Source organism: Collimonas sp. PA-H2 (assembly GCF_002564105.1).
Classification (GTDB): Bacteria; Pseudomonadota; Gammaproteobacteria; order Burkholderiales; family Burkholderiaceae_D; genus Collimonas.
In genome coordinates this window covers 1,877,980-1,901,916 of record NZ_PDBX01000001.1, presented here as the reverse complement: position 1 = coordinate 1,901,916, position 23,937 = coordinate 1,877,980, and the positions used below count along the sequence as shown (strand labels likewise).

The following is a 23,937-nucleotide window of genomic DNA, read 5'->3' as shown; positions in this document are numbered from 1 at the left end:
CCGTATTCATAGCAATTGATGATTTGTTCACCTAGGAGAAGGCCATGTTTTCGTTTCACGAACAGTTTGCCGCAGCAACCAAAGCCCATTTCGAAGCTCAGTTGGCATTGCTCAATACACTGACCACAAAAACCTTCGAAGGCGTGGAAAAAGTTATCGAACTCAATCTGAGCGCCGCCAAGGCATCGCTGGAAGAATCGAGTGGCGCTGCCAAGCAGCTGATGAGCGCCAAGGATCCTCAGGAATTCCTGACGATCTCGGCTGCCCAGGCCAAGCCTGGCGCCGAAAAGGCTGCAGCTTACGGCCGTCACCTGGCCGGCATCGCTTCCGGCACCCAGGCTGAATTGACCCGTGCGGCCGAGGCGCAAGTGGCGGAAACCAGCCGCAAGATCAATGCCTTGATCGAAGAAGTCAGCAAGAATGCGCCTGCCGGTTCGGAAAATGCCATCGCCATTCTGAAATCGGTGATCAGCAACGCCAATGCCGGTTACGAACAGCTGACCAAGAACGCCAAGCAGGCGGTTGAAACGCTGGAAGCCAACTTGAATACGGCCACCACGCAATTGACCAAGGCAGCGACGCCGCGCGCGAAGAAATAAGCCGCCACGCTGGTTCAGCAAACATGAAGGCCGCATTTGCGGCCTTCTTTCATATTGGCAGGTCGCGGTCCCACTCGGGCACCTCGCCAAACTGCTGCGCCAGGAAATCGACAAAGGTACGCACCTTTGCGGACAGATGCTGGCGACTCGGGTAGACCGCATGGATCGCCAGCTCATCGCCCTGATAGTCGGTCAGCAGCGGCAGCAGGCGGCCGTCGCGGATGGCATCGCCGATGATGAAGGTTGGCTGGCGGATGATGCCCATGCCGGACAGGGCTGCGGCCAGCAGCAGATCGCCGTTGTTGCAATGCAGGCCGCCATGGATGCGTACCGTATGGCTTTTGCCGTCGCGCCGGAAACGCCATTCGTTATCCGGCTGGGTATAGGCGTAAGTCAGGCATTTGTGGCGCGCCAGATCGTCCGGGTGCTGCGGCACGCCATGCCGGGCCAGATAGGCCGGCGAAGCGCAGGTCAGCACGCGCGCCGCCACCAGCCGGCGCATGACCAGGCTGGAATTCTGCAGCTTGCCGATACGGATCGCCAGATCGAAGCCTTCCTCCACCAGATCCACCACCCGGTCCGACAAGGTCACATCCAGTTCGACATTGGGATAGCGCTCGGCATACAGCGGCAGCACCCGGCCCAGGTGATGCACGGAAAACGACAAGGGCGCGTTGATGCGCAATATGCCACTGGGATTGGCCGCGTGCATGCCGGCTGCGAGCGTCGCCTGCTCCAGGTCAGCGAGTACTTGCTTGCAGCGATCGAGATAGGCGCTGCCGGTGTCGGTCAGGCTGATGCGGCGGGTGCTGCGGTTCAACAGGCGCGCGCCGAGGTATTCCTCAAGATCGGCGACATGCCGCGTCACCGAAGGATTCGACAGGTTCAGAACCCTGGCGGCGCCGGACAAACTGCCGGTTTCCGTGACTTTGACAAACACTTTCATGGCTTCGAACAGGTTCATCGCTGGATCCTATTATTCCGGAATTCGGAAATGATATTTTAATGAAAGCTCATTTTTCTTTTCATTGCAAGAATATATAGTGAAACACGATCCGGCAGCTACCTTCGGCTGCTTTGGTTGTTAACCATTTTTCGAAAGCAAGCCATGAATACGAGTAATCCCGGCGTCTATGCCGCCACCCTGCTCAGACTGACCCTCGGCATTGCCTTGCTGGCGCACGCTTACCTCAAGGTCTTCGTCTTCACTTTGCCTGGCGCCGCCGGCTTTTTCGCCAGCCAGGGCTTCCCGGCCTGGTCGGTGTACCCTGTAGTCGCAGTGGAAGTGCTGACTGGCCTGGCGATGGTGCTCGGCTTGCAGGCGCGCATCGCCGCCATCATTTCCCTGCCGGTGCTGCTGGGCGCCTTGTCGGTACATGCGCCTAACGGCTGGGTGTTCACCAGCCCGAACGGCGGCTGGGAATATCCGGCATTCATGGTGGTGACTGCACTGTCCGTCGCATTGCTGGGCAACGGCGCATTTGCCATCGGTAATGCCAAAGCCGGTAAATAACTTGATTGGATGAGACCACCATGAGCAGCAACGCCACCCGCATGCCGGCGATTTTCTTCGGCCACGGCAGCCCGATGAATGCACTGGAAGATAACCGCTACACTGACGCCTGGGCCAGCCTGGGCGCGAGCGTGGCGCAACTGCAGCCGAAGGCGATCCTGTCGGTGTCGGCGCACTGGTACACGCGCGGCATAGGCGTCACCGCCATGGCCGCGCCAAAAACCATCCACGATTTCGGCGGTTTTCCGCAGGCATTGTTTGATGTGCGCTATCCGGCGCCGGGCGATCCGCAACTGGCGGCGCAAGTGCGCGATCTGCTGGCGCCGCTGGCGGTCGCCATGGACCAGTCCTGGGGTTTGGACCACGGCACCTGGTCGGTGCTGGTCAAGGCCTTTCCCAAGGCCGACATACCGGTGATACAGCTGAGCATCGACGCCACCCGGCCGGCGCAGTTCCATTTCGACCTGGGCCGCAAACTGGCCGTACTGCGCGAACAAGGCGTGCTGATCATCGGCAGCGGCGACGTGGTGCACAACCTGCGCCTGATGAACCGGCATCAGGATGCGCCGGCGCATGCCTGGGCCGAGCGCTTCAACGATCATATACGCGCCAGCCTGCTGAGCGGCGACATGCAAGCCCTGATCGATTACGCCGATCAGGGCCAGGACGCGCAATTGTCAGTGCCTACGCCTGAACACTATCTGCCGCTGTTGTATATCGCCGGCGCCAGACAGGATGACGAAGCCATATCGATTGCGGTCGACGGCATAGCCATCGGCGCCATCAGCATGCTGACCGCGGTGGTCGGCGCCGTCTGACGCGGCAACTCTGCCGACAGGATTATTCCTTGCCCTTCACCGGCTTGGGATAATCCTTCAGTACGTCGATAGGCTGGGCGTAGGCCGAGTCCCAGGTTTGCCGATGCAGGTCGGCGATCCGCTGCGCCATCTTTTCATTGCGCAGCACGACTTCTAGGTTGCGCGATAAATCCAGGTAGCCGCCGCTCCAGTTGCTGGTACCTATCCATGCCACCTGACCGTCGATTTCCATGGTCTTGCTATGGATCACGCGGGCGAACGGGATGAAGCCGGTGCTGGCTTGCGGCAGCGTGACAATGCGGATCTCCATGCCGGGCAGCAGGGCCAGGCTTTGCAGATAGGCGATCGCCGGCTTTTCGGTATTCCAGTTCGACACCATCAGCTTGACCTTGACGCCGCGCGCCAGCGCTGCGCGGATCGCATTGTCGATCACCGCGTAATAAGGGCGAGTGCGATTCGGGCCGTAGCTCAGCGGCGCGTAGTCCAGCAGCTGTATCCGCACTTCCGACTTGGCTGCCGCCAGCAGTTTCGGCAATTCAGTCTCAGAATCGCCCACGCCCGGCGGATTGAAGGCATTCGGACTGGCGACCAGGAATGTCGCCTGCCGGTCATTAGCAGTAACCACGGCCTGATTCAGCTTCGGCACTTCCTTGCCCTGCGCGATCAATTCCTGGGCATGCCAATCATGTTCGAAAATCTTTTGCAGCTGCGCCACCACCACGGGGTCGGTAATCCGCAATCCTGTTTCATGGATATGGGCAAACGAACGCCAGTCGAAGTTCTGGCTGCCGACATAGGCGGCGCTGCCATCGATCACCATATACTTGGCGTGGATGATGCCGTTGCCGGTCAGCTTGGAATAATCGAGATAACGGAATTCCAGGTTCGGGATTTTCTTCAGCCGTTCTATGGTTGGCATATCGGAGGCGAACTTGCCTTTTTCTTCCATCTGGAAGCGGATCTTGACGCCGCGCTCGCCGGCGGCGGCGAGCCGCGCGATCACCTGTTCGAAGGCGGCGCCGGCCTCGCTGGCGACATAAAACTGGCCGAGCACGATCTCGCGCTTGGCACCGTCGAACATCTCGCTCCAGACCTGCAGCGGTTCCCGCAAGTCGGGCGTCGCCAGCGTTGTTTCCACCGGCGCGGTATGCACCAGTTCGTAGCCTGGGATGCTGAACTCTGCCTGGGCGCTGCCGATATGTCCCAACAGGATGGCGAGCGGGATGATCAATTTACGCATGTGCTGCTTCCGAATAGATAGTTACGAGGATTAATGCAAACGCAGGATGCGGCCGTCCGCCTGCGCGCTGCCGGCAGGATGCCCATCGCGTTCGATGGCGATCAGATACTGGCTGAGCGCATCGAGATCGTTGATGCCGGTATCGATACGGCCGGTACCCTGGGTCAGCAGGCTGAAGCCGTCGCCACCCTGGGCGATAAAGCTGTTGACGCTGACCCGGTATTGTTTTTGCGGTTCCAGCGCCACGCCATCCAGCTTCACGCTGTTGCGCACAACGCGTTGTCCCAGCGGCTGCCTGGCGTCCCAGCGATAGCTGAAGCCGCGCGATACCTGCAGCATGATGCGTCCGCCGGGGCGATCCTCCTCCAGCCAGCTCTGCTGCTCCAGCAAGGCAAGGATCTGGCTGCCGCTCAGGTTTAGCAGCACCAGCGTATTGCCATATGGGGTAGTGGCGGCGACCTGGGCGTAGTTGCTGCCGCCGGCGCCGCTTTCCAGGTTTTCGCGGACGCTCTTATGGTTGATCAACGCAATCCGGGCGCCCAGCTTACGCGTCGCCGCCAGTTGCGAATCGGCGATGACATCGCCCAGCGGCGATTCGCCGGCTTCGTTGATCTGCTTGTCGATATGCGGCACGGCTATGCGGGCGATCGGCTGCGCCAGCACGGCATTGCTGCGTTCTTTTAGTTTTTGCAAGAAGTCGGCCAGCGCCGGATCGGCAGCGAAGCGCTGCGGATCCATCAAGACGTTGCGGGCGCTGATGGCGGTGATCTTCTGCGTCAGGTCGGCGGCGCCGGGAGCTATGGTCAGCGTGATCCGCGTCAGCATATGGCCGAAGGAGTCGCCCTGGGTCACGATGCGGCCATCTACCTGGCAGGTGTAGCCATTGTGCGTGTGGGCGCTGATGACCAGCCTGATCGCAGGATCGAGCCGTTTGACGATGTCGACGATCGGACCGCTCAGTTGCCGGCAATCTGTCTTGTTGAACGGTTCCGGGGTTTCTCCGCCTTGATGGATCAGCACCACGATGGCGCTGACGCCTTGCGCCTTGAGCTCCGGTACCCAACGGTTGATGGCGTCCGCCTCGTCGGTGAAATTGACGCTGGCGATACCGTCGGCGGCGACCATCTTTTCAGTTTCCCGCACCACACTGCCGATGAAGGCGATCTTGACGCCGTGTACCTGCTCGATGCGGTAGGGCGGCAGCAGCGCTTGGCCGCTGGCATTGTAGATGACGTTGGCGGCCAGGTAGGAAAATTTGGCGCCGCTGAAATTGGGTGCAAAATGGCAAGCCTTTTCGGGCCGGTTGGAATTGCAGCCGCCATGCTGATCGCGCAGCAGTTCCGCCGTGCCCTGGTCGAATTCATGATTGCCGACCGCGCTGACGCGCAGCTGCAGCTGATTGAGCGCGGCGATGGTCGGTTCGTCCGCCCAGATCGAAGAGAGCGCCGGACTGGCGCCGATCAGGTCGCCAGCGCCGACCAGCAGCAGTTGCGGATCTTCGGCGCGCCAGGCATTGAGCGCGCCGCCGATGGTGTCTATGCCGCCGACCTTGATTTTGCGCGGAACGGCGTCGCCGATGCCGGCAAAGCTTTTGGTTTCCGCTTCCAGATGACCGTGCAAGTCATTGATGGCGACCAGGTTGACCGTGACCGGCGCCAGCGGCCGCTGCATGCCGCTGCACGCTGTCAGGAAAAAAACCGCGGCGCACAGCGCCCCTTTGGTCCGGCTGAAAGATATTGCATACATGTGTTTCAACCAGTCCTTTACGATCAATACTTATCAGGCGATATGCAATTTTCCCGCATCCGCCGCAGTTGTCGCTGACCTGGCGCCCTTGCCGGCATCGCGGCCAACGCAGGCTCGCAGCATCAAGACCTTCAGGTGATCGTTGATGCGCTCGATACGCTCCTGGAACATGTTGAAGAAGAACATGCCGACCACTGCGATGCCGATACCCAGCGCCGTTGCGTACAAGGCGGTGCCGATGCCCTGCGATACCTGGCCCGGATCGGATACGCCGGAGACCGCCAGCGCCTTGAAAGTATCGATGATACCCAAAATCGTGCCAAGCAGCCCAAGCAGCGGCGCCGCTGTCACGATCGTATCCAGGATCCATAAGCGATGCTGTACCGCGCCGCGGTTGGCGATGTACACAGACTCGCTGAAATCTTCCAGATCCTTCTCGGTGGTCAGCTGATGTTTCTCGGCCAGGATGTCCGACACCAGGGTCAGCGGCAGGCTGCCGCGCGCGGTCAGTTCGACCGGCAACTCTTGCACATGCTGCACCGCATGCGTCATGGCCTTTTCCAGGCCGATAGCCTGGCGCAAGGTGTAGTTGAAAAACAGTCCGCGTTCGACAATCACGAAGATCGCCAGTGCGGCACAGGCGTACATCAGATAGAAAGCGAGCTCGTGGAATAATTGCATGTTCATGATGACCTCTTGGTTGTTGCAGCGGCGGACCAGAGCCCGCCGCCAGGGTTTGCTGCAACGGCTTTAAATACTGTTGATTAAAAATCCGCGACCAGCGTGACGCTGAAGGTGCGCGGAGGGCTGACATAGAACAATGGCGCCGATGCCGCGATATTGCCGACTGCCACTGCATTGGTGGTGAACTGGCTGCCGCTGCCGGAACTCAGGCTCAGGAACTGCTTGTCGAAGATATTGTTGACGTTGAAGCGGACGGTTGGTTTCTTCAGCCAGGCCGACGACGGGAAGGTATAGCCGGCGCCGGCGTTGAACACGGTGTAGCCGCCGATGCTGTCGTCGTTCACCAGCGTGGTGTAGCGCTTGCCGGTGTACTTGCCCTGGCCGAATACATACCAGTTGTCTTGCTGGTACTGCAAGCTCAGGCCGCTCAGCCAGTTCGGCGTATCGGGGAATTCCTTGCCGCCGGTAGGCAGCGCGGTAGTAGCCGAGAACGGCATGTCCTTGTCCATCTTGCTCTTGATATACGAGAGCGAGCCGTACAGGCTCAGGTTCTTGGTGAGCGAGTAGCCGGATTCCAGTTCGAATCCCTTGGAGGTGGAATCGCCGACGTTATAGTCGGTGTTGGTGTTGGTGAATGGATTGTAGGAAGTCGCGATGCGGTTCTTGAAATCGACATAGAACAGGGAGCCGGAAAACGTCCATTTGTCCGCCGCGTAACGATAGCCAAGATCGTAGTTCCACGAAGTTTCCTTGTCGACCAGGGGGTTGCGCACCGTGCCGCCGGTGTATACGCCGTTGACGATGCTGCCGCCGGAGATCAGGCCGAAGTAGGAGAAGTTGCCTGGCGCCTTGAAATTCTTCGCTGCATTGAAAAACACCGAATCCGCGGTGGTCAGCTGGTAGCGTGCACCGAAGCTTGGCAGCAGGTCGGAATACGACTTTTGCAGCGTGTAAAAGCCTGGCGAGCTCTGGCTTGGATTGTTGGTGAAGTCGCGGTCGATGCTCGAGTAACGGGCGCCGATCTGCAAGTTCAGCTTGTCCTGCATCAGGCTGATATTGTCTTGCGCAAAAGCCGATTTGCCGGTGCTGATGGTCATGGTGTCGCGGTACTGGACGTAAGAGCCATTCTGGTTCTTCAGCCACAGGCCCGGATTGTTGAGCCAGACATCGGCAGCGTTGCCGTTGTTGTCGATCGGCGTGAACGGGCCGGTTTGCTGATGGCGCGCGCGCTCGTACCAATAGCCGACCATCAGCTTGTGGTTGTCGATCTGCTGGTTGTATTTGATCGTCACGCCCGGACGGTAGGTGCGGGTGCGGCTGCCTTCGTAGACGAATACGGTGTCCTTGGTGTCGCCGTCGTGGTTGATGTCGCGCACGCCGCCGCCCAGCAGGTTGCCGGCGTTGCCTTCGGTGAGGGTTTGCAGCTGGTTGCCGCCAGTGCCGAAGCCGTACCACATGTAGGGACTGACATCGACGCTGGAAGTCGGCGCCAGCTGGAAGTGGGCGTTCATGGTGGCGAGCCAGTTCTTGAACGGGTTCAGGTTATAGCCGTAGTACAGATTCTTGTTGCCGGAATTGATGCCGGCATTCGGCCCGTAGGTCGAGTCGTTTTGTGCGCCCGGGCCACCGGGCTGGTGCACTGGCGGTACGGTGCCGAAATCCAGGTTCGGACCGAACTGAGCGATCTGCGCCTTGGTCAGCGAACGATAGTTGTTGTTGAGCGCCGAGTTGTACATGAAGCCGGTGTCGACATAGCTGCCGCCGCCGAGGTCGAAATTACTGTTGAAATCGGTATGTTCCTTGTCGGCGCGGCCGTCGCCCTTGAATTTGTTGGCCTGGGTTTTCGAATAAGAGATGAAGAACTTGAAGCGGTCGTTGAATATCTTGCCGGAATCGAGGCGGACATAGCCTTTTTGCAGACTGTGCGAGCCGAAAGTGTATTCGGTGCGGAAACGCTGCTGGTCTTCCGGCGTGCACATGGTCATGCCGATGTTGCCGCCAGAGGCGCCGACGTGAGGCGCTTCGGTATCGGTGGATCCTTGCGTGACGAAGATATTACACAGGTTTTCGGCGTCGGTGTATTCCTGCGGATAGACAGCAAAGCTGCCGGAATCGTTGACCGGCGCGCCATTGATGGTGAAGCCCAGTTGGTCGCTGTTGAAACCGCGCACCCGGACGTTGCCGCCGAACAGGCCGCTGCCGTCCTGGTCGTAGGAATTCACGCCAGGCAGCAGGTTGATCATCTGGAACGGGTTGCCAGTGCTGCTTTGCTTTTCGATATAGCCGCGGTCGACCGAGCTGCGCGCCTTGGCCGACTCTTCCTGCTGGATCAGGCCGGTGCTCTGGCCGCCGCCGGCATCACCCTGCACCGTGACCTTGCCGATATCGGAGGTATCGGCGGCATAGGCCAGCGGACTGGCGGCGATGAATAGCCCGGAGATCAGCAGCGACAGCCGGGTGACTTTGAATTGCATGGTTCTACTCCCTGTAGTTTTTTGGTGTGTGCCTGAACCAGGCGTTCAGGCGATGTCTTCAACTCGGTTTGCAAACTGCTGCTTCATCCCGCTCCCGGGATGAACTCCAACTCGGCGCTGAATCTGTGGGTGGCTTCGCCAGCCCAGCTGGACTCTGGGAAAGCGGTAAACGTGGCGCGGTTGATGGTCTTGCGGGCGGCTTCGTCAAGCAGCATGGAATTAGACGATTCAGCTATCCCTTGCTCGACCAGCGTGCCGTCGCGGTTGAGCACGAACCAGACCTTGACCTTGCCTTGCGGCCGCTGCTGGCTGGCTTCGCGGCCGGTCGGGTAGCGCTTGATGCTGTTCAGGTGGGCGCGCAATTTACTGATATAGCTGGCCTCGATGCCGGCGTTGTTCGGCTTTGCTGCTGGCGCCGGTGGCGGCGTTTCCTGAGGTGGCGCAACCGGTGCTGCGATCGGCCCGGCTACCGTTTTGGGCGGAGCCGGCGCTGCAACTTCCGGGTTCGGTGTGTTGCTGACCGGGGTTGCGGTGACTGTCTGCGGCGGGGTTGGCCGCGGCGTCGGTTGCGGCGTCGGCTTCGCCACCGCTTGCGGTTTGATTTCTTGCGGCGCTACCGGTGTCGGCGGCGTTGGTGCGGCTACCGGTGGCGCCGGTTCCGTCAGCGCAATCTGCACCAGGGAGTCGTCGACGTGCGGCTGGATCTTCACGGCTTTCTGGATGCCGGCGAAGATCAGGATCGCCAGGATCAGCACTGATGGCAGGATTGCCAGCGCATCGCGGAAGCGATAAAAGAACGGCATGCTCATCATTGCCTGCATCACGGCTTGCGGGTGGCGATGGAAATGGATTCGAAGCCGTTCTGCTTCAGGTTATCCATTACTTCCACCAGCCGTTGCACTTCGACGCCGCGATCGCTGTTGACGATCACGTTGAGTTTTTCACCGTTCTTTTTCGCCAGGTTCAGGCGGGTAGAGAGTTCGCCGATTTTTGTGTCGACGCCGTCAACCTGCAGCGCATCGTTGAGGCCGATGGTGATCACTGCCTTGTTTTGCGGCTTCAAGTCCTGTGAACTGCTGGCGCTCGGCAGGTGCGTCTTCAAGCCCAGGGCCGGAATCACATTGAGACTGATCAGCACGAAAAACACCAGGAGAAACATCATGACATCGATCATGGGAATGATTTCGACGCGTGCTTTCCGCTTTTTTGGTTCGTCCCAACTACGCATTGCTATACCCCGATGTATGAGTTGTCGTGATAGCGGAACGCGCACAAAGCTCCGCCCGAGGCGTAGCCTGGCGTTGGCTGACCGCTATAATTTCTATAACTGTGCGGCAGAATAGCGAGGAATTATTTCGGCAGTATTACAATCGATGACAATGTGGCGATCGTGCCACGCAGCACCGGCAGCACCGGCAGGACGCGCTCAGCGGCGCGGCACCGGGAAGAAGGACAGCAGGAGCTTGATCGCATACACCACGATCAGCGAGCCGGTGAGATCGCCGATGGACATGACGATCAGGCCCGACCAGAAGTGATAGGAAATGCCGCGCATGACAAACCACATCAGCTGCAGCAGCGGATTGGTCAGGCCGTACAGCAGGATGCAGGCCAGCAGGCGCGTGGTGGTCAGGTTCCCGAGCGAAGGCTGCAAGCGCATTTCCTGCAAGGTGAAGCGGTAGGCGAGATAGGGCGCCAGCGCCGAGATGACGCTATAGCCGATGGTGGTCACCGGATCGCCGGGAAAGATGGCATAGATGCTGGAGGTAAGCAGCGAGGCGATCAGGATGCCGAACACCCCGGCCTCGGCAAACAGCAATGTGCAAATCAGCCGTATCCCCGCCGGCAGATAGATCCAGGCGATCCCCTGGGTAAACTCTATGTGCTTGAACAGCCAGTCATTGGTCATGTACACCAGCATGTAGGCCGCCACCGTGATGGTGACAGTCAGCAGGTGCAGACGGAATTTCTCGGTAGGGAACGAAGTGGGGGACATAGCGCGCGTATATTACCGAACTATCCGCATATGTGTGGCGGGAGTGTGGCAAGATGCTTGCGGAGGCCGTAAATTGGCGAGTATGATCGTTATGAAATCAACAGCGATAGTTTTTCGTTTTTCCTGCAGTTTATAAAATAGCCATGGACAAAAACAGCCGACCTGCAGATATCTATGTGCGTTTCCTGCAACTGGCGAACGCGCTGCGCGGCTTGCCGTCGTTGCCGTCGCTGGATCCGCTGGAAGACCGCATCCTGGCCTTTGTGGCCCGCGCAGGGCAGGCGCGCGAACGGCTTTCGGTGCGCGACATGATGGCGCAGAGCGAACTCGGTTCGCCAGCCATGCTGCATGCGCGCCTGAAGTCGATGCGCGAAAAGGGCTGGATAGTATTGTCGGATACCGACGATGCGCGCCGCAAGCAGGTTGAGCTGAGCCAGGCGGCGTGGCTGCATTTTGACAAATTATCCAAGTGCTTGGTGCAGGCAACGCGGGACGTCAGCAAATAAGACCGTTTTCCCTGCTGTCGCGGCAGCACCTTCCCTGAAATGAAAATACGCCGACGGCATGCGCCTTCGGCGTATTTTTTTGCCTGCCGAATGTAACAAGCGCGTCACATTTTATTTTTATAATTTATCAACTCAGCATTATCCACCTTCATCCTTGCGAGCATCATGGACGCCATCGAGCAACAGCAGCACCGTAAGCCATTTGTAAATGCGTTCAAGTTCGCTTCAAGCATGGCCCTTGCTCTGCTGGCAGCGGCCTGCGGCGGCAGCGACAGCAACGTTGACGCCGGCGTCAAGGCAGCCTGGGTGGCGATCGGCAGCAACAACCAGGCTATCGTCAGGGTGATCACCAGCGACGCCGGCTGCCCTGATGTGCGCGATGGTTCCAGCTATGTGGCGATGACGGTGCGCGCCGCCGCCGCGACCGTGGCGCAGCGCCCTACCGCCAGCGCGGCTGCGGATTCCAAGCCTTCCGCTTTCCCGGTCACCGCCTGTGAATACCTGGTGCCGGCCGACAGCAGCGGCGTCTCGGTCGGCTCCCGCAGTCTGCCGTTGCCGAAACAGGCGCCGCAGCGCATCGTGGTGCTGGCGGATACCGGCTGCCGCCTGAAAAAGGCCGACAACGCCTGGCAGGCCTGCGATGACGGCGACTCCTGGCCGTTTCCCGAAATCGCCAGCACCGCTGCCGCCATGAAACCGGATCTGGTGCTGCACATCGGCGATTATCATTATCGCGAAAACGCTTGCCCGGCGGATATCGCCGGTTGCAAGGACAGTCCCTGGGGCTACGGCTGGGATGCCTGGCAGGCGGACCTGTTCAAGCCGGCGGCGCCCTTGATGGCGGCGGCGCCGTGGGTCATGGTGCGCGGCAATCACGAGGAATGCGCGCGCGCCGGCCAGGGCTGGTTCCGTTTCCTCGATACGCAGGCGGCGGATCCCAAGCGTTCCTGCAACGATCCGGCCAATGATGCGGCCGGCAATCTGTCCGATCCGTATGCCGTGGCGGTCGGCGCCGACACTCAGGTGATCGTGTTCGATTCGGCCAAGGCGGGCAGGGCGGCGCTGGCGACCAGCGATCCTCAGTTCATCGCTTACCAGGCGCAATTCCAGGCGGTCAACCGGCTGGCGGCGAAGGCCGGCGTCAACAGCATTTTCACGAATCATCATCCGATCCTCGGTTTCGCACCGATAGCCGGCGCGCCACCGGCCCCGGGCAATCAGGCGCTGCAATCGGTTATGCAAAGCGTCAACCCGACCGCGTTCTATCCGTCCGGCGTGAAGACGGCGATCCATGGCCACGTCCATGATTTCCAGGCCATCAACTTCTCTTCAGCTCATCCGGCCACTTTCGTCTCCGGCAATGGCGGCGATAATCTCGATGTGAATTTTGCCGATCCTTTCCCGGCCAACACCAATCCGGCTCCCGGCGCCATCGTCGACAAGATTTCCCATACCAGCAGCTTCGGCTTCATGGTGATGGACCGCCAGAGCAATGGCGCGTGGGCATACAAAGCGTATACCCGCAAAGGCCTGCTGCTCACCACCTGTCTGCAAACCGGCAGTAACATCAGTTGCGACAAGACCGGTTATCTGGCGCCAAACTGATGTTGTTGGCGCGGTTGAAATGGCTCCTGCTGAGCGGCCTATTCCTCGTCGGCGTAGCGCCGGCGGGCACGCCGCCGCTCTATCCCGAAATGCCGGCGCCGGCTGCCGCGCCTGCTGATTCCTCGGCGCTGGTTGCGTTGGGCCGCAAACTGTTTTTCGATACGCGCCTGTCGGAACCGCGCGGCACCAGCTGCGCCAGCTGCCATGCACCGGCGCAGGCTTTTTCAGGAAATCACGGATCGCGCACCGGCGTCGCGCTCGGCAGCCGTCCAGCCAGCCTGGGTACGCGCAATACGCCTTCGGTGCTGTACCTGCGCTATACGCCGCCGCGCTTTTTCTATCAGGACGATGATGCGCTGGCGCCGATTCCATTTGGCGGATTTTTCTGGGACGGGCGCGCCGATACCTTGGCGGAACAGTCGCAGGGCCCTTTGTTCAATCCGCTGGAAATGAATAACCGCAACCCGCGCCAGCTTGCGCGCAAACTGGCGCAAGCTTATGCACCCGATATGCGTGCGCAGTTTGGCGCCGCGATATTCGAGCGGCCGGCGCAGGCCAGCCAGGCTGCCGGCCGGGCGCTGCAAGCATTTTTACGCAGCGATGAAATGACGCCCTTCAGTTCCAGGTACGACGACTATATCCGCGGCAGCGGAAAATTGAATGAGGTTGAGCTGCGCGGGCTACGTTTGTTCAAGGATCCTGATAAAGGCAACTGCATGTCCTGTCACAAGTTCAACGACAAATCCGCTAATCCGGCTCGTTCGATGTTTACCGATTTCGGCTACGACGCGGCAGCCGTGCCGCGCAACCGCCGCATCGCTGAAAACCGCAATCCCAAGTTCTACGATGTCGGCCTGTGCAAAACCGCGGCCGATCTGAAGTGGCCGGACAGCAGCCAGTGGTGCGGCTATTTCAAGACCCCCAGCTTGCGCAATGTCGCCGTGCGTGAAAGCTATATGCACAATGGCGTGTTCACCTCACTGCGTGATGCCGTCGCGTTTTATGCAACGCGCGCCACCAAGCCGGGCGACTGGTACAAGACCGGCGTCAAATTCGATGACGTGCCGCCCGCCTATCGGGAAAACGTCAATATCAACTCGGTGCCATACAACCGGCGCGAAGGCAGCACGCCGGCCTTGAGCGATAGCGATGTCGACGATCTGGTGGCTTTTTTGAAAACATTGACCGACGCGCAGTTTGTCAAGCCGCCCGCAGAATCTGCCCATAAATAAAATGGCCGGTTGCATGCAGGGGAGGCCCTTTTCTCCTTGAGTAGCGACTGTTTTTTCAGCCAAGACTTATGAATATCCCTATGAGCCGGACGTAAAAATCAGGCGAGACTAGCATCTCTCGTTGAGCGAATGCTCGCTTCCATTTGTCAGTCCGATTTTATTGGAATGTCATGAAAGATGCTATTATTGGTGCTGTTAATAATACTTTTAAGAGTATTTCTATGGTGCACCTTATTCTTGCCGAAACCACCGCCAGTGTTTCCGAGTTAAAAAAAGACCCGATGGGGACCGTCGCCACCGGCGAGGGATTCCCTGTGGCGATCTTGAACCGGAACCAGCCTGCCTTCTACTGTGTTCCGGCAAAAGCCTATGAGGCCTTGATGAACAAACTGGAAGACATGGAGCTGAATGCCATTGCGGATGCCCGCACCGGGCAGGCTGTCATCAAGGTCAGGCTGGATGAACTTTGAGCTCGCGTTTCTTGAAGAGGCGCTGAAGGAATGGCGCAAGCTCGACCCCGGCATGCGTGAGCAATTCAAGAATAAGCTGGAAGAGCGTTTGCAGAATCCGCATGTGCCCTCGGCGCAGCCATCCGGCTCTCGCAGCCGTTATAAGATCAAGTTGCGCCAGGCTGGCTATCGCCTGGTCTACGAAGTGCGCGACAAACAGCTGATCGTGCTGGTCGTGGCGGTGGGCAAGCGTGAGCGCAATGCCGCGTACAAGGCCGCTGAAAGAGGTTAGGGAGCTTGCGTTTCCTAACGTCTTTCAGTGTGCTTAGTTTTTATTCAGGATGCTCAAGGCAACCGCTTCCGCCACCCGAATCCCATCAATCGCCGCTGACATGATGCCGCCGGCATAACCCGCGCCTTCACCCGCCGGGAACAGACCGGTGGTATTCAGGCTTTGCAGGCTGTCGTCGTGGCGCTTGATGCGGATCGGCGACGAGGTGCGGGTTTCGACGCCGGTCAGCACCGCATCATTCATGGCAAAGCCGCGTATCTGTTTATCGAAAGCCGGCAAGGCTTCGCGGATAGCGGCGATTGCGTAATCAGGCAGCGAAGTACTCAGATCGCCCAGCAGCACGCCCGGCTTATAGGATGGAATCACTGAGCCAAGCGTGGTCGACGCGCGGCCGGCGATAAAGTCGCCCACCAGCTGGCCCGGCGCATCATAAGTGCCGCCGCCCAGTTCAAACGCGCGCGATTCCCATTGCTGCTGGAAGGCGATCCCGGCCAGCGGATGACCCGGATAGTCGGCCGGCGTGATGCCGACCACGATGCCGCTGTTGGCGTTGCGCTCGTTGCGCGAGTACTGGCTCATGCCGTTGGTCACCACGCGTCCTGGTTCCGAGGTGGCAGCCACCACAGTGCCACCCGGGCACATGCAGAAACTATAGACCGCGCGGCCAAGGGCTTGATCCGATTCACAGTGATGCACCAGCTTGTAGTCGGCCGCGCCGAGAATCGGATGGCCGGCGCTCGGGCCGAAACGGCAGCGGTCGATCAGCGATTGCGGATGCTCGATGCGGAAGCCGAGCGAGAAAGGCTTGGCTTCGATGTAGACGCCGCGCTCGTACAGCATCTGGAAAGTATCGCGCGCGCTGTGGCCGATTGCCAGCACCACATGGTCGGTGACGATGGTCTCGCCGCTGGCCAGCACCACGGCCTGTACCTGGCCCTGGCCGTTTTCGGACTTGATGGCGATGTCCTCGACCTTTTGCTGGAAACGGAATTCACCACCCAGCGCCTCGATGGTGGCGCGCATCTGTTCGACCATCTTGACCAGGCGGAAGGTGCCGATATGCGGCTTGCTGACGTACATGATTTCTTCCGGCGCGTCGGCCTTGACGAATTCGGTCAGCACCTTGCGGCCGTAATGCTTGGGATCCTTGATCTGGGTCCACAGCTTGCCGTCGGAAAAGGTGCCGGCGCCGCCTTCGCCGAATTGCACATTGGATTCCGGCTGCAGTTCGCGTTTGCGCCACAGGCCCCAGGTGTCCTTGGTGCGTTCGCGCACTGCCTTGCCGCGTTCCAGGATGATCGGATTGAAGCCCATCTGCGCCAGGATCAGTCCGGCAAACAGGCCGCAGGGCCCGGTGCCGATCACCACCGGCCGCGATTTCAGCTGGCTGGGGGCTTGCGCTACGAAGCGGTAGTTGGTGTCCGGCGTCGCCATCACGTTGCGGTCGCCGGCGCGCCGTTTAAGAACCGAGCTCTCATCCTTGAGTTCGACATCCACCGTATAAGTCAGGATCACCGCGGTTTTTTTACGGGCATCGTAACTGCGCCGGAAAATTGTGTAACCGAGCATTTCCTCCGCGGCGATTCCCAGCCGCTCCAGGATCGCGGCATGCAGGGCGTCTTCAGGATGGTCCAGGGGTAGTTGTACTTCGTTCAATCGCAACATGGGTAATCCGGGAAGTCAGGTGGGGACAGGTCGCAAGCTTGGCCTGGCAAGGCCAAGGCGCTATCCCGCACATATTTTATAAAACGACAATGCCGTCTGGCAGGCCGTCATTTTACCTTAGGGGGCGCTGCTACGGCAGTTCGCAAGGTATTTCCATGCTTTCAAAACGTGTATCTTTTGGAAACACAAAATTACAAGTAAGCCCATGTTTATGACCTATATTTAATCGTCGTCCGATGTTTTCAAACAAATTAAGGAGGTCCCCAATGAAGATCAAATCGATATTATGCGTGAGTGTCCTGGCCCTGGGCGCCGGATTCATGGCGCCAATGACGCAGGCTCAGGCACAGGCATATGCGAACGTCCGGATCGGTCAACCGCCGCCGCCACGCCATGAAGTAATGCCGGCGCCGCGCCGCGGCTATGTCTGGGCGCCCGGATACTGGCAATGGAATGGCCGCCGTCACGAATGGGTTGGCGGCAGCTGGCTGAGAGCGCGGCCGGGTTACCGTTACGTGCCGCCAAGCTGGGTCAGAGGACCGCGCGGCGATTGGCAAATGAGGCCGTATCGCTGGGCTCGCTAAATCGACACAGGGTGCCTCAGGGCGCCCTTTTGACTGAGCCTGCGACATTTCGGTGCTGTTTTTTTAGTAAAAACCGCGCCGGATCGAGCGCCGCTGCCAGATCGGCCTCGATCGGCAAAGGCTCGCCTTCCAGTTGCGCCGCCAGCAACTCTGCCGCTAGCGGCGCCCAGATCAATCCCCGCGATGCATAACCAAGCAGACTGTACAGGCCGGGAAAGCGCGGCGGCAGGTCTTTCAGTTTCGCCTCGCGCACGCTGCATGGCCCGTGTTTGTCCGGCACGGCGCCGACCAGGGGTAAACGGTCGCTGGCGACACAGCGGAAGCCAACTCGCCCGGCCAGCGGCAAGTCGCCGGCGAACCAGCCCGGCAGCATATTGACCAGCCGCGCCAGATTGTCGTCCTGGCTGTTTTGCCGCAGCGCCTGATCGCTATCTTCGTCGTAAGAAGCGCCGACGCTGCAGATATTTCCGCTGGGCGGGGTCAGATAGGCTTCGCCGCAAATCACCGGCGCTATGGATGGCGCCAGGCTGGCGTCGACATGGGTGATCTGCCCGCGTACGGTGGTAAGGGGCAAGTCTTCCGCTTGCGGGAAAGCGAGTGCGTCGCAGCCGTTGGCCAGTATCAGTATGGGCGCGCGGGCAATTTCGATGCCGCCTTCAGCGCGCACTACCCAGCGTTGCTGCTCATATTCAAGTCTTTCGACTCGCTGTCCGAAAAGAATTCGTAGGCTGGCGCCGCAGTCGTCCAGCATGGCCCGGCACAAGCTGCGCGGTTGTACCCAGCCGCCGGCCGGGAAGTGCCAAGCGCCATTGCTGACCGGAGTACCGGCCAGACGGCTGGCCGCGGCCTGGTCCAGCCATTCCGCAAAATCGGCAGGATAGCGCCAGTGGCTTGCCAGTTGTTGCTGGGCGCCGGCGTGCTGGGCATCGCGGGCGATTTGCAGCACGCCGCAGGCGGCGCCGGTGAAGGCATTGCCGATGCCGCCCAGCTGGCGCCAGACGTGCCGGGCGAACAGATAGGCGCTGCGGCTGAGGCGTGAACTTGGGTTGTCGTCGCGCGACAGCAGGGGCATGAAAATGCCGGCGGCGTTGCCCGAGGCTTCCTGTGCTATTTCAGCGTGGCGTTCGATCAATGTGACGCTCCAGCCGCGTCGCGCCAGCCGCTGGCAAGCAGCGCTGCCGGCCAGTCCGGCGCCGATTACGATGGCATGGCGCTCTGTCAAAGGCGGTGTGCTTGCGAGCGGCGACCTGGGCGTAAAGCGCGGCGCAAATTGCGCGCGCAAGGCGTCTTCTTCAAAGACGAATCCCGCTTGCTGCAGCGCCGTCCGTTGCGCGTCTTGCGGCACGGCGCCAGGGCCGGAAATGGCGAGGCTGGCTTGCCTGGCGGCCAATCTGCCTAGCGTGTTGAACATGGGCAGCGGCCATTCCTGCCAGCCATGCCCACGCAAGTGGAAGGCATCGACACTGGCCACGATCTGGCGCAGGCAGGTGGCGCTATCGCCAAACATCAGCGTCAGCACCAGCTGGCCATCTTGCAGGAAGATCCGGTGAAATCCCGGGACGGCCGGCGGCCATGCGGCGCAAAGCTCGGCCGCCAGAGCCTGCCACTGCGGTGCTTGTTCCAGCATCCGGCGCAAGGTGTGTAGGGTAGTCATGGCCGGCACCAGCGCCAGGTAATGCAGTTGCCGCGGACGGTTGGCATCGTCGCGCCAGGCTAGCCAGGTCGCAAAAAACTGTGCGCTGTCGCCAAAATCGCTGTCCAGCAGCACGTAGCGATCCCGCCCTTGCCAGCGGCTGGAATCTGTCGGCAATGCTGAGACTGGATGAATGAGAGGCAAGATGGCAAGAAATTGGTAATCAATAAGCGATTATATGCAGTATCGAGCGTGCGGCGCTCATAGTAAAGCTGGCGCTTGATCTATATCAAAGCGCTTGCCGGCTCGGCCCGCTACGCTGTGGCGATGGATACAGCCAATCGCCGGAGCCGGTACATGTTAACTTCCCAAGAGACGATAGCCGCAGCAGCGCCGCTGGCTGCGCTGGCGTTTGAACCCGCATTGCTAAGCAGGATGAACCAGCTCGGACCGCGTTACACCTCCTATCCGACGGCAGACAGGTTCTCCGCGGAGTTCGACGCCGAAGCCTATCATCAGGCAGTGTCGGAGCGGCATGCGATGGGTGCGCGGCATGCCTTGTCGCTGTACTTGCACATTCCGTTTTGCGATACGGTTTGCTACTACTGCGCCTGCAATAAAGTGGTGAGCAAGAATCTGAGCAAGGCCGCACTCTACCTGACGTATCTGAAGCGCGAGATTTCGATGCAGGCCGCCTTGTTTGAAGGCATGAACCAGGTGGAGCAGCTGCATTTCGGCGGCGGCACCCCAACCTATCTCAGCGACCGCCAGATGAGCGAGCTGATGGCGCATTTGCATCAGCATTTTCAGTTCGCGCCCGGCCAGCTGGGCGAGTATTCGATAGAAGTCGATCCGCGCACCGTCACGCCGAAGCGTATCGTCACGCTGCGCCGCCAAGGCTTCAACCGGCTCAGCCTGGGCGTGCAGGATTTCGACCCGGCGGTGCAGAAGGCGGTGAACCGGATACAGGCTGAAGAAGACACGCTGCGCATCATCGATGCGGCGCGTTTTGCCGGCTTTCGTTCAGTCGGCATCGATCTGATTTATGGCTTGCCCAAGCAGAGCCTGACATCCATTGCGCAAACGCTGGAGAAGGTGATTGTGGCGTCGCCGGACCGCATCGCCATCTACAATTATGCCCACATGCCGCACCTGTTCAAACCGCAAAGGCGGATAGCCGGCAGCGATCTGCCGACGCCGGCAGAAAAAATCGACATGCTGTTTCTGTGCATTCAGCGCTTGACCGAAGCCGGCTATGTGTATATCGGCATGGATCACTTTGCCAGGCCGGGTGACGATCTGGCGATTGCGCAGCGGCAGGGGCGCTTGCACCGCAATTTCCAAGGCTATTCGACCCATGCCGAATCTGATCTGGTGGCATGCGGCGTATCGGCGATCAGCGCTGTCGGCGCCAGCTACAGCCAGAATGAAAAGACGCTGGAAGCCTACTATCTGCGGCTCGACCGGCAGGAACTACCGATTGCGCGTGGCATCAAGCTGAACCTGGACGATTTGCTGCGGCGGCTGATCATCCAGCATCTGATGTGTCATTTCGAACTGTCGCTGGCTTCGATCGAGATCGCGCATCCGGTCCGGTTTGCCGAATATTTCGCCGCCGAGCTGGTTCAATTGCGGCAGCTGGAAGCCGATGGTTTGCTGACCATCGATGAGGATTGGATCAGCGTGACCACGAAAGGGCGTTTGCTGATCCGTAATATCTGCATGGTGTTCGATCGTTATCTGGATCCGCACAGAACGCCGCTGCGCTATTCAAAAACCATCTGAGGCCAGACCGTCAGCAGGCTTCGGCGCCAGTCGCCAGCGCTTTCAGCATCGGTAAATCGGTCAGTTCGATTTCCCTGTTGCTGACTTTCAGCAGGCCATCCTTCTTGAGCTTGGACAGCAGGCGGCTGATGCTTTCGATCGTCAGGCCGAGATAGTTGCCGATGTCTTCGCGCGTCATGCGCAGCTGGAAGCTGGTCGGTGAATAGCCGCGCGCCGCATAGCGCGACGACAGGTTTACCAGGAAAGCCGCAAAGCGCTGCTCCGCGCGCATATTGCCGAGCAACAGGATGACGCTTTGCTCGCGCGTGATTTCCTTGCTCATGATGCGATGAAAATGCCGCAGCAGGGTCGGAATCTCGCCGAACAGTTCTTCCAGCCGCGCGAATGGAATTTCGCAGACTTCACTATCTTCCAAGGCTACCGCGTCGCATTGATGGGTGTCGGTGCTGATCGCATCCATGCCGAGCAATTCGCCGGTCATCTGAAAACCGGTGATCTGGCGCGCGCCGTCGGGATTGGTTTGCGAGGTCTTGAACTGGCCGACCCGCACCGCATACAGGGAAACGAACTTGTCGCCGATGCGATACAGGCTGGCCTCGCGCGATACGCGGCGGCGGCCGATAATGCCGTCGAGCCGTTGCATCTCAGTTTCATCCAGCCCCATCGGCAGGCATAGCTGATGCATGCTGCAAGACGAGCAGCTGGTGCGCAGGGCACGGACATCCAGCAGCGGCGCTGCACGGAGTGGAGCATGATTCATGGCGGGATCCGATGGAGGGCGTGGCGTTGCAACTTGCCAAGATCCCTCATTTTACCGCCATGTACCCTGCTACGGCTGCAATCCTGCCGCAATTGCACGCCGCTCAATTGAGGCAGGCGGCGCTGGTCGGCATGCCGGAGAAATCGGTCCAGCAATGGCGCCGGAAATCGTACAGCTTGCAGCGCCGCGCGGTATCAAAATACCAGCGCCAAGAGAATTTCTGGATCACGATGCGCAAGGGCAGCATGGTTTCGAGAATCTGCTGTGCTTCCTGCAGGCGATACAGCGGGATGCTCATGTCGACGTGATGCGCGGTATGTTCCATGATGTGATGCAAGAGCGCGCCGATACGGCAGCGGAACGTCAGGTGCACGGTGGTGGAGACAAACGGTTGCGCTGCCGCCCACACGGTTTTCTGGTCATACCAGGCGACCCCGGTATGGGTGTGATGCACGTACACCACAAAGCCGATCATCGCATTCCAGAACAGCAAAGGCAGCACAAAGCCGGCCAGCAGGGTCAGCCATAGCGGCTGCGCGGTCGCCAGAGCAGCTGCAGCCAGCAGGGCAATCCACAGCAGCGCCGCTGCCGTAACCAGTATGCCATCCCAGACGAATGCCGGACGCCGGGTCGGCATGGTGCGGCGGCTCGGAAAATACATGCGCTGCCACCACATTTCCACCAGATAGTAGAGCCAGGGCGCCCAGCCGCTACGGTAGACGCGCTCCAGCCATTGACGCCGGCGCGGCAGCGCCTGAAATTCCTCCAGCGACAGCGGATGCCAGACAAAGTCGAAACCCTTCAGATTGGTATAGCCGTGATGAACTACGTTATGGCCCATATCCCACAGACTGTAAGGCGTCAGCGAAGGCAGGAACAGCAGGCGGCCGAGCCAGCGGTTGAGGCGCCGGTGCGATGTAAAGCTTTGATGGCAGGCGTCGTGGCCGAGTATGAACAAACGGCCGATGATGAAGCCGGCGACTGCGCCGAGCAGCAATTTCGCGGCGGCATTGCGTAGCCAGACTGTGGCCAGGATAGCCGCCGAAAACAGGCACAGGTCAAGCAGCACCAGCGCCAGCGCACGGCCGGTATCGCGTTGCGCAATCGGCAGCAGCCAGGAGCGGATCACTTTGCGATGCGGCATGGCTGCCGACGGTGATGCCGGCTCTGGCAAGTGAGAGGAATTCATGTGGCAAACCTTTGAGATAGAGATAACGCCGGCTGATCTTAGAAGACTTGAAGCAGCCTGGCGTTGATTTCGATCAAAGATTATGCAGATTGCAGTACTGGTTCCGCCTGGCCGCGGCTTGCGGCAGGCAATGGTATGGCAAGGCGAGCGCCGCCGGCCTTCAGTAAATCCGCTTCACCGTATAGCCGCGCTGCTGCAGGATCGCCAGCACGCTGTTTGGTCCGACCAGATGCAGCATGCCGATGGCGACGAAGGGATCGGTTGCGGAGCTCGTCAGTTTTGCGATACCGTCCGCCAAGCCGGGATTCCTGCCGTCGAGCAGGGAGTGCTGCATGAATTTGCTGGCAAAGCTGTCCTCGGCATTCATTTCCGCCAGCATCGCGGCCAGGCCGTCGAGATCGCCGTTGCGCCACAAATTGACGAGGTCCAGGGAGCGCCGCGCCTTGGCCGGATCCTGTATCTCATCGACGCTATCCTGCAGGAACTGGACTTGTTCGGCAAGCGACAGCTTGCCCAGCAACGCCAGTTGCGCATCGGCGGTTTCCAGCTCGACCAGGCGCTTGTTGCTGCTTTTCGCCAGGCTGGCGAGCGTGCCGTCGACCCCGTATTGCGACAGATAACCCTGGCTGGCGTATTCGCTGATGCCGAGCATGGTGGCAATCAGCCATGGTTTCAGGCTGGCTATCTGCTCCGGCGCCATATTGTATTTATCCAGCAGCGCGGTCAGTTGTTTTTGCAGCTTCGGCGGCAAGTCTTTCTGGTGCGGTTTGCCATCCAGGTAGAAACCGTATTTTTTCATCAGCGGAAGCATGGCCTGAGTATTGCCAGGATCGATTTCCAGCGCAAGACAGCATGATTGTTGTAGAGCTTGCAATACTTTTGCATCCATCGGATAGAAATCCGGCTTGCCGACGTGGATGGTGCCGAATACATAGGCGCTGCGGCCGTCGCGCTGTATCTGGAACATGGCGCCGCCCTGGCGGACCGCGGCAGACGGTTGCAGGGAAGCGCCGGCGAGGACGTCCTGGGCGAAAAGCGGCGGCGCGCTCGCCAGCAAAGCACCTAGGCCGAGGGGCAGCATCAGGCGGCGCAGGCGGCTCCCTTGCAAGGGCTGCAGCAACTGCGCGAGTAATGTCACTATAATCTGATGAAACACATGTTCCCCTT

General features: G+C 59.9%; 23 protein-coding genes. 10 read left to right on the top strand and 13 right to left on the bottom strand.

The window, feature by feature from the left end; genetic code table 11:
- The first annotated feature begins 44 nt into the window (after positions 1-44).
- The gene (gene phaP / locus BCF11_RS08600; protein WP_098494370.1) at positions 45-599 is read left to right on the top strand and encodes a TIGR01841 family phasin; all 555 of its coding nucleotides are present in this window, start codon (positions 45-47) and stop codon (positions 597-599) included.
- Positions 600-648: 49 nt separating this feature from the next.
- On the opposite strand, the gene BCF11_RS08595 is transcribed toward phaP, so the two are convergent.
- Entirely contained in the window at positions 649-1,563 is a 915-nt protein-coding gene (locus BCF11_RS08595) for a LysR family transcriptional regulator (protein WP_098494369.1), read from the bottom strand.
- 144 nt (positions 1,564-1,707) lie between these two features.
- Here BCF11_RS08595 and BCF11_RS08590 point away from each other — a divergent pair, with 144 nt between their 5' ends.
- Entirely contained in the window at positions 1,708-2,112 is a 405-nt protein-coding gene (locus BCF11_RS08590; RefSeq protein WP_098494368.1) for a DoxX family protein, read from the top strand.
- A 20-nt stretch (positions 2,113-2,132) separates the two neighbouring features.
- Positions 2,133-2,930, top strand: coding sequence for a 4,5-DOPA dioxygenase extradiol (gene ygiD, locus BCF11_RS08585; RefSeq protein ID WP_233212422.1), 798 nt, complete (start codon positions 2,133-2,135; stop codon positions 2,928-2,930).
- Between the two features lie 22 nt (positions 2,931-2,952).
- Here ygiD and BCF11_RS08580 read toward each other — a convergent pair whose 3' ends face one another.
- From BCF11_RS08580 to BCF11_RS08550, 7 genes are all read right to left on the bottom strand, one after another.
- Positions 2,953-4,170 carry a phospholipase D-like domain-containing protein gene (locus tag BCF11_RS08580; RefSeq protein WP_098494367.1) on the bottom strand — a complete coding sequence of 406 codons (1,218 nt, stop codon included), beginning with the start codon at positions 4,168-4,170 and terminating at the stop codon, positions 2,953-2,955.
- A 30-nt stretch (positions 4,171-4,200) separates the two neighbouring features.
- A complete protein-coding gene (locus tag BCF11_RS08575; protein WP_098494366.1) occupies positions 4,201-5,916 on the bottom strand; it encodes a bifunctional UDP-sugar hydrolase/5'-nucleotidase in 1,716 nt (571 codons plus the stop codon).
- Positions 5,917-5,949: 33 nt separating this feature from the next.
- On the bottom strand, positions 5,950-6,603 hold the full coding sequence (locus BCF11_RS08570) for a MotA/TolQ/ExbB proton channel family protein (RefSeq protein ID WP_098494365.1): 654 nt from the start codon (positions 6,601-6,603) through the stop codon (positions 5,950-5,952).
- Positions 6,604-6,680: 77 nt separating this feature from the next.
- Entirely contained in the window at positions 6,681-9,074 is a 2,394-nt protein-coding gene (locus BCF11_RS08565) for a TonB-dependent receptor (RefSeq protein ID WP_098494364.1), read from the bottom strand.
- Positions 9,075-9,157: 83 nt separating this feature from the next.
- The gene (locus BCF11_RS08560) at positions 9,158-9,877 is read right to left on the bottom strand and encodes a TonB family protein (protein WP_369827737.1); all 720 of its coding nucleotides are present in this window, start codon (positions 9,875-9,877) and stop codon (positions 9,158-9,160) included.
- Positions 9,878-9,894: 17 nt separating this feature from the next.
- Positions 9,895-10,302: a biopolymer transporter ExbD gene (locus BCF11_RS08555; protein WP_098494363.1), complete on the bottom strand. Its 408-nt coding sequence runs from the start codon at positions 10,300-10,302 to the stop codon at positions 9,895-9,897.
- Between the two features lie 198 nt (positions 10,303-10,500).
- Positions 10,501-11,070, bottom strand: a complete 570-nt coding sequence (locus BCF11_RS08550) for a hypothetical protein (protein WP_098494362.1) — start codon at positions 11,068-11,070, stop codon at positions 10,501-10,503.
- A 143-nt stretch (positions 11,071-11,213) separates the two neighbouring features.
- Between BCF11_RS08550 and BCF11_RS08545 the strand changes: the two genes are divergently transcribed.
- The 5 genes from BCF11_RS08545 (at position 11,214) to BCF11_RS08525 (ending at position 15,154) form a co-directional block, all read left to right on the top strand.
- Positions 11,214-11,576, top strand: a complete 363-nt coding sequence (locus tag BCF11_RS08545; RefSeq protein ID WP_098494361.1) for a MarR family transcriptional regulator — start codon at positions 11,214-11,216, stop codon at positions 11,574-11,576.
- 165 nt (positions 11,577-11,741) lie between these two features.
- Positions 11,742-13,181, top strand: coding sequence for a metallophosphoesterase (locus BCF11_RS08540; protein ID WP_098494360.1), 1,440 nt, complete (start codon positions 11,742-11,744; stop codon positions 13,179-13,181).
- A gap of 14 nt (positions 13,182-13,195) precedes the next feature.
- Positions 13,196-14,413, top strand: coding sequence for a cytochrome-c peroxidase (locus BCF11_RS08535; RefSeq protein ID WP_233212421.1), 1,218 nt, complete (start codon positions 13,196-13,198; stop codon positions 14,411-14,413).
- A 221-nt stretch (positions 14,414-14,634) separates the two neighbouring features.
- Positions 14,635-14,883 (top strand): type II toxin-antitoxin system Phd/YefM family antitoxin, encoded by a 249-nt coding sequence (locus tag BCF11_RS08530; RefSeq protein WP_098497388.1) that lies wholly within the window; start codon positions 14,635-14,637, stop codon positions 14,881-14,883.
- Entirely contained in the window at positions 14,873-15,154 is a 282-nt protein-coding gene (locus BCF11_RS08525) for a type II toxin-antitoxin system RelE/ParE family toxin (protein WP_098494358.1), read from the top strand. The genes BCF11_RS08530 and BCF11_RS08525 overlap by 11 nt, the downstream gene beginning before the upstream one ends.
- Positions 15,155-15,187: 33 nt before the next feature.
- On the opposite strand, the gene BCF11_RS08520 is transcribed toward BCF11_RS08525, so the two are convergent.
- Positions 15,188-16,819, bottom strand: a complete 1,632-nt coding sequence (locus BCF11_RS08520) for an NAD(P)/FAD-dependent oxidoreductase (protein WP_098494357.1) — start codon at positions 16,817-16,819, stop codon at positions 15,188-15,190.
- A 266-nt stretch (positions 16,820-17,085) separates the two neighbouring features.
- Here BCF11_RS08520 and BCF11_RS08515 point away from each other — a divergent pair, with 266 nt between their 5' ends.
- Positions 17,086-17,403 (top strand): YXWGXW repeat-containing protein, encoded by a 318-nt coding sequence (locus tag BCF11_RS08515; RefSeq protein ID WP_098494356.1) that lies wholly within the window; start codon positions 17,086-17,088, stop codon positions 17,401-17,403.
- A gap of 16 nt (positions 17,404-17,419) precedes the next feature.
- On the opposite strand, the gene mnmC is transcribed toward BCF11_RS08515, so the two are convergent.
- The gene (gene mnmC / locus BCF11_RS08510; protein ID WP_098494355.1) at positions 17,420-19,213 is read right to left on the bottom strand and encodes an FAD-dependent 5-carboxymethylaminomethyl-2-thiouridine(34) oxidoreductase MnmC; all 1,794 of its coding nucleotides are present in this window, start codon (positions 19,211-19,213) and stop codon (positions 17,420-17,422) included.
- Positions 19,214-19,393: 180 nt separating this feature from the next.
- Here mnmC and hemN point away from each other — a divergent pair, with 180 nt between their 5' ends.
- Entirely contained in the window at positions 19,394-20,821 is a 1,428-nt protein-coding gene (hemN, locus tag BCF11_RS08505) for an oxygen-independent coproporphyrinogen III oxidase (protein ID WP_098497387.1), read from the top strand.
- 10 nt (positions 20,822-20,831) lie between these two features.
- Here the strand turns inward: hemN and fnr are convergent, their stop codons facing one another.
- The 3 genes from fnr to BCF11_RS08490 all read right to left on the bottom strand — a co-directional run bounded on the left by fnr (position 20,832) and on the right by BCF11_RS08490 (position 23,908).
- Positions 20,832-21,581 carry a fumarate/nitrate reduction transcriptional regulator Fnr gene (gene fnr, locus BCF11_RS08500; RefSeq protein WP_098494354.1) on the bottom strand — a complete coding sequence of 250 codons (750 nt, stop codon included), beginning with the start codon at positions 21,579-21,581 and terminating at the stop codon, positions 20,832-20,834.
- 103 nt (positions 21,582-21,684) lie between these two features.
- Positions 21,685-22,770, bottom strand: a complete 1,086-nt coding sequence (locus BCF11_RS08495; protein WP_233212420.1) for a fatty acid desaturase — start codon at positions 22,768-22,770, stop codon at positions 21,685-21,687.
- A gap of 160 nt (positions 22,771-22,930) precedes the next feature.
- A complete protein-coding gene (locus BCF11_RS08490) occupies positions 22,931-23,908 on the bottom strand; it encodes a TraB/GumN family protein (RefSeq protein ID WP_158229164.1) in 978 nt (325 codons plus the stop codon).
- Between the last annotated feature and the right edge of the window lie 29 nt (positions 23,909-23,937).